Raw genomic sequence first — 12,103 nt, 5'->3', positions numbered from 1 at the left:
CTCGCATTTAAGCCTCCAAATGACACTTTAGCTTAGTGATTCCAAAGCTTTTTTAACGTCACTTGCGTGGTCTTTCACTTTCACATTGGACCAAAGCTTGGCAATTTTACCGCTGGGATCGATCAAAAACGTTGAGCGCACAATGCCCATATACTCTTTGCCGCAAAACTTTTTGAGTTGCCAAACCCCATAACTTTGCGCTACTTCGGTACTCACATCCGAAAGCAGTGTAATGTCCAATTTTTGCTTGGCTATAAACTTTTGATGCGACGCTGTGCTATCAGGACTTACACCTAACACAACCGCATTAAGATCTTCAAATGCGGGAAGTGCTGCTGTAAAATCGCACGCCTCAGTGGTACATCCAGGTGTGCTGTCTTTGGGGTAGAAGTAGAGCACGATCCATTTGCCCTCAAGGTCTCTGAGTGAAATTTCGACATTGTCTTGATTGGGAAGACTTAGAGCGGGAGCTTTATCGCCTATGGTTAACATAGTATTTCCTTTGTTTATATTTTTCAGCATATTACCACAGATTTTATCTGAGTATCGTCATCTCAGAGCGAAAAATACAGTGTCATGCACCCATCGCAAGGTGAATGCACCTCTTTATACGCTCCTATATCTTTACATGTAAAACCACAATAAAGCATTACTTTCATGATTTTTACGCCTTGGTTTGTCACCAAATTATAACGCAACTTTTCATACTAAAACTATCTTTAATTAATTTTTGGCTAACATAGTATCTCTTTAGAAAACGACTTTTAAGAAGGTAGAAAATGGATAAAGCAAAATACATTTGGATGGATGGCGAACTCGTTGCATGGGACGATGCAAAAGTACATATTTTGACCCATACACTTCACTATGGCAATGGTGTTTTTGAAGGTACGCGTGCGTATATGACAGACAATGGTCTGGCAATTTTTAAGCTCAGAGAGCACACCAAACGCTTGCTCAATTCTGCTAAAATCACACGTATTAAAGCAACTTATTCACTTGAAGAACTTGAAGCTGCGCACATTGAAGTGCTAAGATCCAATAACTTTACGTCAAATGTTTATATTAGACCTTTGATCTATCTAGGCTACGGTATTATGGGACTAAACCACGTTCAAGCGCCTGTCAAAACAGCCATCGCGGCTTGGCAATGGGGAAGTTACCTCGGTGATGAAGGGTTAGAGAATGGCATTCGTGTTAAAATCTCTTCGTTTGCACGAAACCCTGTGAGTTCAACCATGGGTAAAGCCAAAGCCGCGGCAAACTACCTTAACTCACAAATGGCAAAATACGAAGCTTTAGAAGCTGGTTATGAAGAGGCCTTATTGCTCGATAAAGATGGCTTTATCGCAGAAGGCAGTGGTGAATGCTTTTTTATCGTAAGAGACGGTGTTTTAATTACACCACCAAATGACACTTCACTTGAAAGCATTACCCAAGCAACCGTGTTAGATCTTGCACGCGAAGCAGGTATCCCCATTGAGCGCAGACGCATTACTCGTGATGAAGCATATATTGCCGATGAGTCTTTCTTTACAGGTACAGCTGCTGAAGTCACACCGATTAAAGACATCGATAACTACATCATAGGGGATGGTAACCGAGGTCCCGTAACCAAACAACTTCAAGATGCGTACTTTGATGTTGTCTACGGACGCAATCCAAAATACAAACACTTATTAACATTTATCTAAACAACTAAAAGGAACATTATGCCAGCAGATTTAAACGATTATTTTAAAAAGAAAAACGGTGGAGGAAGCGGAAACAGCGGTGGCGGTGACAATGACAATCGTACGCCTTTTAATATCGAACCTCCTGATTTTTTGAAAAACCTTGGCAAAAAAGCCGGGATTATCTATGTGCTCATTGCCATTATTATCATTGCCGTTGTGGCAAAACCTTTTGTTATTATTAACTCAGGTGAAATGGGTATTAAAGCCACCGCAGGTAAATTTGAATCAACGCCGATGGAACCAGGTTTTCACCTTTTCATTCCGTTTATTCAACAAGTTTTTATTGTTGATACGAAAGTGCGTATTATGAACTACTCCTCCACAGAAGATTTGGGCGAAGTGCTGCAAAGAGGCTCAGGCATTAAACGAAATGCTGCTATCTCCGTTCTTGATGCTAGAGGTCTTCCTGTTTCGATTGAACTCACCGTTCAATACAAACTTGAACCAACCACAGCACCACAAACCATTGCAACATGGGGTATGTCATGGGAAGATAAAATTATCAATCCCGTCGTTCGAGATGTAACACGTGCCGTTGTTGGTAAATTTAACGCTGAGGAACTTCCTCAAAAACGGAATGAAATTGCGGTTAACATTGAAGAAGGCATTCGTAAAGCGATTGATGCACAACCGGGTCAACCTGTTGAACTTCTCACGATGCAACTTAGAGAAATTGTTTTGCCGGTGAAAATCAAAGAGCAAATTGAGCGTGTACAAGTAGCAAAACAAGAGGTAGAACGAACACGTTATGAGGTTGAAATCGCTAACCAACAAGCTTTAAAACGTGCTGCTGAAGCAGAAGGTCAAGCAAAAGCGAGAGAAATTAATGCGCAAGGTCAAGCCAATGCGATTAAAATTGAAGCAGAAGCGGATGCGTATGCCAACAAAAAAATCAGCGACAGTATCTCAACACCTCTTTTGACACTTAGACAAATTGAAGTTCAAGGAAAGTTTAATGAAGCACTTCGTGAAAACAAAGATGCAAAAATTTTCCTAACACCTGGTGGCGCAGTGCCAAACATTTGGGTTGATACTAAAGATAGCCAGAAAGCAGTTAGTATAAGCAAATGAGTTCAACACTTTTAAATTCCATCGACTGGAATGCTTCACCGCTTTTGCCTGTCATCGCACAGGACGTTATAAGTGGTGAAGTGCTGATGCTTGCCTACATGAACCAAGAAGCGCTTGCATTAACACTGCAAACAGGACTTGCACACTACTATTCCAGAAGCCGCCAAAGCCTCTGGAAAAAGGGTGAAACCAGTGGGCATCTTCAACACGTTAAAGAGGCTTATTTGGATTGTGATAGCGATACCTTATTGCTCAAAGTCGAGCAAGAGGGTGTTGCATGTCATACGGGTCGTAAATCGTGCTTTTTTAACCGTGTAGACGTTGAAGAGATACCTAAAGAGCCAGAAATAAAGATCGAAGCTTATTCGATCACCGATAAAATTTACCATATCATTCAAGAGCGTAAACACGCTGATCCTAAAAGCTCTTATGTTGCATCACTGCTGCACAAAGGCGATAACAGCATTTTGAAAAAAGTGGTTGAAGAAGCGGGTGAGTTTTGTTTTGCATGTAAAGATGGTGAGAGTAAAGAGATTGTCTATGAAGCGGCCGATCTTATGTTTCATGCCCTCGTAGCACTCGGCGCTAAAAACATTCATCCATCACTCATTTCCAAAGAGCTTGAGAGGCGCTTTGGACTCAGTGGAATAGAGGAGAAAAATAGCCGCAATGAACATTGATGCCCTTAAATTATCACTATTGACCTATGTAAAACATTTTGGTCTTTATGATTATTTGGCATTTGGATGGCTACTTTTTACCTTTTTAGCATTGATTATCTTGGCAAGTTTAATTGCCAAAAAATCTTCTGTTGCCTCACTTTTTATGATTATTATTGCACTGATTCTTCTTGTGGTTTCACCTTTTTTTATCAAACTAAAACTCAGTGAAATCACACGAGCGACCACAACGGAAATCAGTCTGGTGAAAAAATTGACCTTTTCTGACTCTTTGATTGTTGAGGGGTCCATTACTAACCATTCAACAAAAGATTTTTCACTCTGTTTAGTGCATACCACTGTTTTCAAACAAACCGATGCACAAGGGATTAAAGCGTTTATTAACAGATTAAAACCGATCGCGAATCAGTCGATACTAGTAAAACAAACGCTTCTCAAAGAGGGTGTCATGGAATTCCAAAGTGTCTTCGATGATTTTGTCTACAGTGGCGATGTGAATGCGTCACTTAGCGCAGAATGCTACTAAAGGAGTGCAAATGACTTATTTTACCATACTCCATTGGTTCGCTATGATTGTTATTTTTTTACTCTTTATCTTGGCCATCGTATTGACCATTCGTAGCCATGATGGCAAATCTTCCCTCTATCCACCTATTTTTACTGCATTTTTTATTGCAACTGTTTTTGCAGCTTTTGCTATTTATGGTCTTGATAAATACACTAAAATTGCACGACTTGAAAATATAGTACAGAAAAAAGTCCTGATCAATGAATCGTTTTCTATCTCAGGACAAATTCGTAATATTGGTCATTTTAAAATTGGCGCATGTGTTTTGGAAGTCAAAATTTCCAATGAATCGTTTGAGCGAGCTGGCACAGAAGGTATAAGCTTTGTTCCAAAATCTGCGTTTGATAACCTGTTTAATTGGGGAGAAGAGAGCCATAGTGTTGAGACAACGAAAGAGTTTGTGATTGCTGAGAATTTATATAAAGGTGAGATGCGCAACTTCACCGTCTTTATGCGCTATCCACCCTCTTATGCAAAACCTTATACACGCTACGAGCTTTTCTGCCACTAGTGCTATTAGAGTTCTTGCAGAACTCTTTACACGTCTTTAAAGCAAAGCTCAAAACGAAGTTTCTGTGAAAAGACTACGCTAACACTGGGTTTTGCTCGGCGCAATGCCCACGCACCTTTGGTGCTTTTTCTTCTTGCAAAATGTATTTTGCAAGAAGTCTAATACATAAACCCCTCTTTTTTTAAGGCTTGTCGAATATTAAACATCTGCTGATGTTTGGTATAACACCATGCAGGAGAGAGCAGTGTTTCATCTTCAATGCCTGCACTCACACGTTGTAACATCACCTCTTCTGGCAAAAGCTTGATCGCTTCAATCAACGTTTGAATGTAGCACTCCTCTGAGATAGGCGAAAACTCTCCTTTTTTAAAATCATTCGCCAAGGCTGTTCGTTTGACAACATACAAGGGATGAAATTTGAACGAGTGAACGCCAAGTCTAAGGGCAAACTTCACACTTTCCAACGCCATTTCAGGTGTTTCTCCAGGGAGTCCAAAGATAACATGCGCACACATTTTAAGCCCGTACTGATGCGTTAAAGTGATGTATCTCTCAATATTACCACTATCATGTCCACGATTGATGCGTTTAAGTGTCTCATCCGATGAAGATTGCACCCCATACTCGACCCAAATTTCATGCTGTGTGGAAAGCTCAGCCAAATACGCAAGCACCTCTTCGTTGATGCTATCGGTACGCGTGCCAATGCTAAGCCCCACAACCCCTTCAAAACTAAGCGCTTTCGTATAAAGGGCTTGAAGTGTCGTAAGTGGAGCGTAGGTGTTGGTAAAGGATTGAAAATAGATGATAAATTTTTGAGCGCCAAATTTTTTAGCCAGTACTTTTTTGGTCTTCTTATACTGTGCTTCTAACTGAATCAGTTGAAATGCTAAGTAAGGATTTTCTGAAGTCGGGTTGAGGAAAAATCGTTTCGGCTGGTTGTGCTCTAAATTGGGGCTGAATGATTCATTTTCACAAAAAACACAGCCACCTCGCGCAACCGTACCATCGATATTCGGACAGGTAAATCCAGAGATAGAGATGGGGATTTTGTACACATTTTCCCCAAATTTTCTCCTAAAGTACCGCCCAGCGGTTAAAATCTCGCGCATTATTTAATAAAATAGTTTCCATCAAAGCTAACCAGTGAATAGTTCATATCGTTGCCAATACTCTCTTTAAGCGCTTCAATACTTAAAAAAGCCAATGAATCTGCTTCAATATACTCTCTGACTTCTTCAACAGTTTTATTGGCACTAATAAGCTCTTTATAGCTTGGGGTATCAATGCCATACAAACACGGATGCTCAATCGTTGGAGCCGCGATGCGCATATGCACTTCAGCAGCACCCGCACGTTTAAGTAATTTTACAATCTGACGTGACGTGGTACCTCTTACGATACTATCATCAATCACAACGATTTTTTTACCTTCTAAAATTTTATGAATTGGAGAGAGTTTGAGTTTTACTTTGAGATCACGTACGGCTTGGGTTGGCTCAATGAACGTTCTTCCAACGTAATGATTTCGAACAATCGCCATTTCAAAAGGAATGCCACTGGCTTGTGCATATCCTAATGCTGCACTAACGCCACTATCAGGAACGGGAATCACAAAGTCTGCTTCAACAGGAGCGAGTTCTGCGAGCTTCATACCCATTTTTTTGCGTGCGGCATAAACATTTTTACCTTCAATGACGCTATCAGGACGAGCGAAATAGATAAATTCAAAGGCGCAGATATGTGGATCGGGCTCAAAAAGTTGGATGCTTTCAAAGGTCTCTTTACCGTGTTGAAAAATAACCATCTCGCCAGGTCTGACGTCTCTTACAAACTCAGCATCTACGAGATCAAGTGCGCATGTCTCACTTGCAACGATGTAACCGCCCTCTTTCATTTTACCAATCGATAACGGACGAACTCCGTAACGATCACGGATAGCAAACATTTTGGATCTACTTTGAATCAAAAGACAATACGCTCCCTTGATTACATGTAAAGCTTCAATGATACGGTCTTTGAGTTTGCCTTGTTGGGAACGAGCGATGAGATGGATGATATTTTCCGTATCCATGGAAGATTGGAAAATAGCACCTTGTTCCACCAATTTACTTCGCACTTCATGTTTATTGATCAAATTTCCATTATGAACAATAGAAATATCGCCCAGTTTATAACTAGCGGCGACAGGTTGTGCATCTCTTACCGAGTCACTTCCTGCGGTTGAATAACGGTTATGCCCGATCGCCATGTCGCCATGTAAGAAAGCGAGTTTTTCTTCGTTAAAGACTTCGGTGACTAAACCATTATCTTTAATCGTTCGGATTTTCTTGCCATCACTGGCACTGATACCTGTTGCTTCTTGACCACGATGTTGCATCGCAAACAGAGCATAATAGGCTATCTTAGAAGCATGTTTTACATCAAATACACCAACAATTGCACACATAAGTTCATATCACCTTTTTTTAAAGACCTAAACAGTCACTAATGGTATAAAGACCATTTGGTTGATTGATGATCCACTTTGCGGCTTTGATAGCGCCTTTGGCAAAGGTATCACGACTGGTTGCCGTATGGTTCATCTCAATAAATTCACCATCATTGTAAAATCCTACCGTATGGCGCCCAACAATGTCACCACCACGAAGTGCCATTATAGCAATCTCATCTTTACTACGTTCACCAATAAGACCATTACGACCACTGACACGTACATCATCTAAATTAAGACCTCGTCCACGAGCAGCGTGCTCTCCAAGGGTTAATGCCGTACCACTGGGTGCATCTTTTTTAAAACGGTGGTGTTGCTCCACGATCTCAATGTCAAAATCACTCAGGCTTTTAGAAGCAAGCTCAACCAAACGGTTGAGTACGGCTACACCCAAAGACATATTAGTAGAGTAAAGAATAGGCATATTATTCGCCGCTTCTTTTAAGAGATTTTGTTGATGTTCGTTAAGCCCTGTCGTTCCAATAACAAGAGGAGTAGGATGCTTCAGCGCATTTTCAAGCAATGTTTCACACCCCATAGCAATGGTAAAGTCAATGATAACAGCACTTTTTTGTAACAGTTCTACAACATCATCCGTTACGATTGCCTCTTTGGGAGGCATAAAGTTAAAATCTTCCAGTGCATGCAAAACGTGTGGTCTTGCCTCTTTATCTTTTATGAGGTTTTCAATCAACAATCTGCCTACTCTACCGGTCGAGCCATGGATTCCAACATCTATCATTCGCGCGTTTCCTTCTTAATGGTTCACATATTCTAAAGCTTGAATACCTGCCGTTGCGCCATCGCCTGCCGCACATACCACTTGTTTTGAAGCTTTAATTCTTAAATCGCCTGCCGCAAAAAGTCCTTTTACCGAGGTGTGCATGTTCAGATCAACAACCACATTGCCATTTTCATCCATATCGCATAAAAAACTACCATCTTCTTGCTTCAAAATAGCATTATTGACATTCATTCCAACAAAGACAAAGACACCAGGAACGGCAATGTCACGCTCTTTGCCTTCAGCATCAACGACAATAATGCCGTTCAGTCCCGTTTTATCGCCATACGCTTTTTTGACCGTCACATTTAAAATAAGTTCAATTTTTGGATTATTTTTAACTTTTTCGATGGTACTTGGACTGGCTCTAAAGGTATCACGTCTGTGAACAAGATAAACTTTTGAGCAGATATGGGAGAGATAAAGTGCCTCTTCAAGAGCAGTGTCACCGCCACCTAGGGCTACAACTTCTTTGTTTTTATAAAAAAAGCCATCGCAGGTTGCGCAGGTGCTTACCCCTTTTCCAAAAAATTCGGCTTCACCTTCAAAATTGGCTTTTTTAGGCGTACTTCCAGTACAAACAATGACGCTTTTAGCCTGTTCACTTTTACCGCCTGATAGCGCTATTGTAAACGTGCCATCTGCATTTTTTGAAATGCGGGAGACCTCTTCCATCGCATGTTTAAGACCAAAGCGCATACACTGTTCTGACCAAGGAGCCATAAAGTCTAAACCACTGAGTATTTCTGCACTGCCTGGATAATTTTCGATTTCACTACTGCTGGTGATTTGTCCGCCAGGAAGTCCTTTTTCAAACATCACTACATTTTTCAAACCACCGCGTGTTGCGTACAATCCAGCACTAAGACCTGCTGGGCCGCCGCCAATAATTGCTAGATCTAACATAATTTTTCCTTATCTTTTTTTAGAGTGACCGAATGACACGTTGTATCTATACTCGTACAAATCATGTTTATGGTTCAAAAGAGGTAACGTAGTCACGGAAGTCTAACGGCTTCCGTGCAAAATTTTAATTAAAGAAGTGAATTAACTTTGTCCGCTAAAACTTGTTTTGATGATGCACCAATCATTTGGTCTACTAACTCACCATTTTTAAAGAAAAGGATCGTAGGGATAGATCTAATGCCATATTTAATCGCAACATCTTGCTCTTCATCGGTATTGACTTTACAAATTTTTGCTTTACCTTCAAAATCACCTGCTAATTCATCAATAACGGGAGCGATCATACGACAAGGTCCACACCAAGGTGCCCAAAAATCTACTAGGGCTACGCCTTCTGCTACGGTACTATCAAAATTTGATGCATTCAACTCTAAATATTTTCCCATTTTTTTTCCCCTAAAACGTTATTTTATAGATGGTCAATTATACTCACTCTAACTTTAAAATTACCATAGTGGATAAAGTTATTTTTTTAGTAACTAATATTTTTTATTATTTCAATGGTTTCTGGCGTTACTAAAATAGCATCAATTTGATAATCATACGAATTGGGGTGCGTTAGCAAATAATACTGTATTGTTTTGATGATTTTTGTCATTTTAGAAGGGGTAATACGCGTGATAGGATCGTATTTGTGTGAAAATTTAACTTCGCAGAAATGAAGGGTATTCTCTTTACATGTAATAATATCGATTTCGCCAAATTTCGAGTGAAAATTTTGTGCAAGGATCGTATGTCCCTCTTTTTTAAGGTAGGCAGAGGCCTTCTCTTCAGCCTCTTTTCCTACCTTTAAACTCATTTTACGCCTCGATACGGATCATTGCAGGTTTAAGCTCAACAAATTCCAACTGACTGAGCTCTTGGAGTGCTTTTTGAATATCGCTCTCTTTACATGTATGGGTTGAAAAGAGCAATACCGCACGCTCTTCTTTTTTCACATCTTGTTTTTGTAAAAAACTGCTGATAGAAATAGAGTGTTTTCCCAAAATCTCTGAGATTTTAGAGAGAACACCAATTTTATCTTCCACCGTAACACGAATGTAATATTGTGTGCAAATATTATCCCTATTCATCAGCGTCAAACCACTTTTTTCAAGCGGTTTGATAAATCCAAGCATGGGTGAATTTTGCGTATGCCGCGCGATGTCAATGAGGTCTGAAACAACCGCACTCGCCGTAGCGCTTCCACCAGCTCCTGGTCCATAATACATCGTCTCGCCGACACGATCACCGATAACGCTAATGCCGTTCATCACACCATCCACTTTAGCGATCATCTGCGTGATCGGCACAAGGGCAGGATGCACACGAAGCTCAACTTGATCGCCACTTTTCTTCGCAATCGTTAGCAGTTTGATGTTGTACCCAAACTCTTTGGCAAAGTAGATGTCTTCGCTATTGATATGCTCAATGCCTTCGATCAAAATCTCTTCAGGCTTGACATCAATGCCATACGCAATGCTCGCTAAAATTAGCAGTTTATGCGCAGCATCAAATCCACCAACATCAAAGGTTGGATCAGCTTCGGCATATCCTAGCGCTTGCGCTTCTCTTAAAACATCTGCAAATTCCGCTTTTTCATTCATCATTTTAGTCAAAATGAAATTACATGTACCATTCATAATGCCCTTAATCGCTTCAATATGATTGGCACTTAAGCCCTCGCGCAATGCTTTAATAATGGGTATTCCACCCGCAACACTAGCTTCATAGCCAATGGGGGTATCGCCAGCAAGATCGCGTAATTCATAGCGATGGTACGCCAAAAGTGCTTTATTGGCGGTGACAACAGCTTTTTTATTTTTAAGTGCACGGGTGACAATTTTATAGGCTTCATCCACGCCGCCCATGAGTTCAACCACAACGTCGACTTCAGGATTGTCTAAAACGTCATTAACATCGCTGCTCAAAGGGAGGTTAACATCCCTTTTTTTGGTTGTATCTTTGACGACACCGATGATAGGAATAATTTTTTTGCCACTACGCGCTGTGATAATGTCTTCATTCTCTTGTAAAATTTTAACCACGTGGCTACCAACGGTTCCTACGCCTATAATTCCGACTCTGATCATTCTTTAACCTTCTAAACTCTTCAAATACTTCTTCACATTACGTGCGGCTTGGCGGATTCTGTTCTCATTTTCGATGAGCGCAATTCTCACATAACCATCGCCACTTTCACCAAAACCAATACCGGGGCTCACAGCAATTTTTGCCTCTTGAAGCAACTGTTTTGCAAACTCCATGCTGCCTAAATGTGCTGCCACTTTAGGAATTTTTGCCCAGACAAACATCGTTGATTGCGGTTTTTCCATCGGCCAGCCAGCATTGTTAAAGCTCTCTACTAAAACATCGCGACGTTTTTGATACGTAGATCTGATTTCATCCACACACTCTTGCGGGCCATCGAGTGCTACCGTAGAAGCGACTTGAATCGGTGTAAACATGCCATAATCAAACCATGATTTAATCTTTTGAAGTGCACCCACAAGTTTTTTGTTACCCACAACAAAACCGACACGCCAGCCTGCCATATTGTAACTTTTGGAGAGCGTATAGCACTCAACTGCGACATCTTTAGCACCTTCAACTTGGAAAATGGAAGGTGTCTCATAGCCATCAAAGGAGAGATCTGCATAGGCAATATCGCTGATAATGTAAAAGCGCTCTTCTTTAGCATACGCAACCAACTCTTCGTAAAAAGAGACATCGGTGGTCACACAGGTCGGATTGTGTGGAAAATTTACGACGACAAATTTTGGCTTGGGAGCTGATTCTTTAAACACTTTTTTGAGTTTTGTAAAAAATAGCTCTTTATCCAAGACATATTTTTCATCATAATCAAGGCTAAATTTATGAACATTTCCACCAGCAATCATAAACGCATAGGCATGAATCGGATACGCAGGATCAGGCACAACCGCCACGTCACCTGGATTCATAATCGCTTGGGCTAAATGCACAAAGCCCTCTTTACTTCCTAGGGTTGCAACCGCTTCAGTATTAGGATCAAGTGTAACACCGTATTTCCGTGCATACCAATTGCAAATTGCCAATCGCAATTTATAAATACCCTTGCTCACCGAATAGCCATGTGTGCCATCTTTTTGAGCAGATTCTACGAGTTTGTCAATAATATGCTGTGGGGTTCTTCCATCAGGATTGCCCATCGAAAAGTCGATAATATCATCACCCGCATGACGTGCTGCAAGCTTTAGTTCATTAATTTCGGCAAAAACATACCCTGGTAATCTATCAATGGTATTAAATCTAATCTCATCAAACATCTTTAT

Annotated in this window: 14 protein-coding genes; 5 read left to right on the top strand and 9 right to left on the bottom strand. The window is 40.7% G+C overall.

Annotated features, from left to right (window positions below):
• Nucleotides 1–27: 27 nt before the first annotated feature.
• Complete coding sequence (gene bcp, locus SMUL_RS01205; RefSeq protein ID WP_025343445.1) at nucleotides 28–492, bottom strand: thioredoxin-dependent thiol peroxidase; 465 nt, start codon at nucleotides 490–492, stop codon at nucleotides 28–30.
• A gap of 287 nt (nucleotides 493–779) precedes the next feature.
• On the opposite strand from bcp, the gene SMUL_RS01200 reads away from it, so the two are divergent.
• Genes SMUL_RS01200 through SMUL_RS01180 form a run of 5 tightly spaced genes read left to right on the top strand, consistent with a single transcriptional unit; the run spans nucleotide 780 to nucleotide 4,566 of the window.
• Nucleotides 780–1,694 (top strand): branched-chain amino acid transaminase, encoded by a 915-nt coding sequence (locus tag SMUL_RS01200; RefSeq protein ID WP_025343444.1) that lies wholly within the window; start codon nucleotides 780–782, stop codon nucleotides 1,692–1,694.
• Nucleotides 1,695–1,712: 18 nt separating this feature from the next.
• The gene (locus SMUL_RS01195; RefSeq protein WP_025343443.1) at nucleotides 1,713–2,807 is read left to right on the top strand and encodes a prohibitin family protein; all 1,095 of its coding nucleotides are present in this window, start codon (nucleotides 1,713–1,715) and stop codon (nucleotides 2,805–2,807) included.
• The gene (gene hisIE, locus SMUL_RS01190; protein WP_025343442.1) at nucleotides 2,804–3,487 is read left to right on the top strand and encodes a bifunctional phosphoribosyl-AMP cyclohydrolase/phosphoribosyl-ATP diphosphatase HisIE; all 684 of its coding nucleotides are present in this window, start codon (nucleotides 2,804–2,806) and stop codon (nucleotides 3,485–3,487) included. The genes SMUL_RS01195 and hisIE overlap by 4 nt, the downstream gene beginning before the upstream one ends.
• Nucleotides 3,477–4,013, top strand: coding sequence for a DUF2393 family protein (locus SMUL_RS01185; protein ID WP_025343441.1), 537 nt, complete (start codon nucleotides 3,477–3,479; stop codon nucleotides 4,011–4,013). The genes hisIE and SMUL_RS01185 overlap by 11 nt, the downstream gene beginning before the upstream one ends.
• A gap of 10 nt (nucleotides 4,014–4,023) precedes the next feature.
• Nucleotides 4,024–4,566 (top strand): DUF2393 family protein, encoded by a 543-nt coding sequence (locus tag SMUL_RS01180; RefSeq protein WP_025343440.1) that lies wholly within the window; start codon nucleotides 4,024–4,026, stop codon nucleotides 4,564–4,566.
• Between the two features lie 158 nt (nucleotides 4,567–4,724).
• On the opposite strand, the gene SMUL_RS01175 is transcribed toward SMUL_RS01180, so the two are convergent.
• From SMUL_RS01175 to SMUL_RS01140, 8 genes are all read right to left on the bottom strand, one after another.
• Nucleotides 4,725–5,678 carry a TIGR01212 family radical SAM protein gene (locus SMUL_RS01175; protein WP_025343439.1) on the bottom strand — a complete coding sequence of 318 codons (954 nt, stop codon included), beginning with the start codon at nucleotides 5,676–5,678 and terminating at the stop codon, nucleotides 4,725–4,727.
• Nucleotides 5,678–7,015 carry an amidophosphoribosyltransferase gene (gene purF, locus SMUL_RS01170; RefSeq protein WP_025343438.1) on the bottom strand — a complete coding sequence of 446 codons (1,338 nt, stop codon included), beginning with the start codon at nucleotides 7,013–7,015 and terminating at the stop codon, nucleotides 5,678–5,680. The genes SMUL_RS01175 and purF overlap by 1 nt, the downstream gene beginning before the upstream one ends.
• A gap of 19 nt (nucleotides 7,016–7,034) precedes the next feature.
• Entirely contained in the window at nucleotides 7,035–7,802 is a 768-nt protein-coding gene (gene dapB / locus SMUL_RS01165) for a 4-hydroxy-tetrahydrodipicolinate reductase (protein WP_025343437.1), read from the bottom strand.
• A 15-nt stretch (nucleotides 7,803–7,817) separates the two neighbouring features.
• Nucleotides 7,818–8,750 carry a thioredoxin-disulfide reductase gene (trxB, locus tag SMUL_RS01160; protein WP_025343436.1) on the bottom strand — a complete coding sequence of 311 codons (933 nt, stop codon included), beginning with the start codon at nucleotides 8,748–8,750 and terminating at the stop codon, nucleotides 7,818–7,820.
• A gap of 128 nt (nucleotides 8,751–8,878) precedes the next feature.
• Complete coding sequence (gene trxA, locus SMUL_RS01155) at nucleotides 8,879–9,196, bottom strand: thioredoxin (protein ID WP_025343435.1); 318 nt, start codon at nucleotides 9,194–9,196, stop codon at nucleotides 8,879–8,881.
• 86 nt (nucleotides 9,197–9,282) lie between these two features.
• Entirely contained in the window at nucleotides 9,283–9,609 is a 327-nt protein-coding gene (locus SMUL_RS01150) for a YraN family protein (protein ID WP_025343434.1), read from the bottom strand.
• A 1-nt stretch (nucleotide 9,610) separates the two neighbouring features.
• Nucleotides 9,611–10,882, bottom strand: coding sequence for a homoserine dehydrogenase (locus SMUL_RS01145; RefSeq protein ID WP_025343433.1), 1,272 nt, complete (start codon nucleotides 10,880–10,882; stop codon nucleotides 9,611–9,613).
• Nucleotides 10,883–10,885: 3 nt separating this feature from the next.
• A complete protein-coding gene (locus SMUL_RS01140; protein ID WP_025343432.1) occupies nucleotides 10,886–12,097 on the bottom strand; it encodes an LL-diaminopimelate aminotransferase in 1,212 nt (403 codons plus the stop codon).
• Between the last annotated feature and the right edge of the window lie 6 nt (nucleotides 12,098–12,103).

The sequence above is a fragment of the Sulfurospirillum multivorans DSM 12446 genome (assembly GCF_000568815.1).
Lineage (GTDB): Bacteria > Campylobacterota > Campylobacteria > Campylobacterales > Sulfurospirillaceae > Sulfurospirillum > Sulfurospirillum multivorans.
Note: the sequence above shows the minus strand (reverse complement) of the source record. Positions and strands in the feature narration are given on the sequence as shown.

Coding starts and splice junctions, on each gene's coding strand:
- bcp (WP_025343445.1), bottom strand. CDS start 492: ATGTTAACCATAGGCGATAAAGCTCCCGCTCTAAGTCTTCCCAATCAA.
- SMUL_RS01200 (WP_025343444.1), top strand. CDS start 780: ATGGATAAAGCAAAATACATTTGGATGGATGGCGAACTCGTTGCATGG.
- SMUL_RS01195 (WP_025343443.1), top strand. CDS start 1,713: ATGCCAGCAGATTTAAACGATTATTTTAAAAAGAAAAACGGTGGAGGA.
- hisIE (WP_025343442.1), top strand. CDS start 2,804: ATGAGTTCAACACTTTTAAATTCCATCGACTGGAATGCTTCACCGCTT.
- SMUL_RS01185 (WP_025343441.1), top strand. CDS start 3,477: ATGAACATTGATGCCCTTAAATTATCACTATTGACCTATGTAAAACAT.
- SMUL_RS01180 (WP_025343440.1), top strand. CDS start 4,024: ATGACTTATTTTACCATACTCCATTGGTTCGCTATGATTGTTATTTTT.
- SMUL_RS01175 (WP_025343439.1), bottom strand. CDS start 5,678: ATGCGCGAGATTTTAACCGCTGGGCGGTACTTTAGGAGAAAATTTGGG.
- purF (WP_025343438.1), bottom strand. CDS start 7,015: ATGTGTGCAATTGTTGGTGTATTTGATGTAAAACATGCTTCTAAGATA.
- dapB (WP_025343437.1), bottom strand. CDS start 7,802: ATGATAGATGTTGGAATCCATGGCTCGACCGGTAGAGTAGGCAGATTG.
- trxB (WP_025343436.1), bottom strand. CDS start 8,750: ATGTTAGATCTAGCAATTATTGGCGGCGGCCCAGCAGGTCTTAGTGCT.
- trxA (WP_025343435.1), bottom strand. CDS start 9,196: ATGGGAAAATATTTAGAGTTGAATGCATCAAATTTTGATAGTACCGTA.
- SMUL_RS01150 (WP_025343434.1), bottom strand. CDS start 9,609: ATGAGTTTAAAGGTAGGAAAAGAGGCTGAAGAGAAGGCCTCTGCCTAC.
- SMUL_RS01145 (WP_025343433.1), bottom strand. CDS start 10,882: ATGATCAGAGTCGGAATTATAGGCGTAGGAACCGTTGGTAGCCACGTG.
- SMUL_RS01140 (WP_025343432.1), bottom strand. CDS start 12,097: ATGTTTGATGAGATTAGATTTAATACCATTGATAGATTACCAGGGTAT.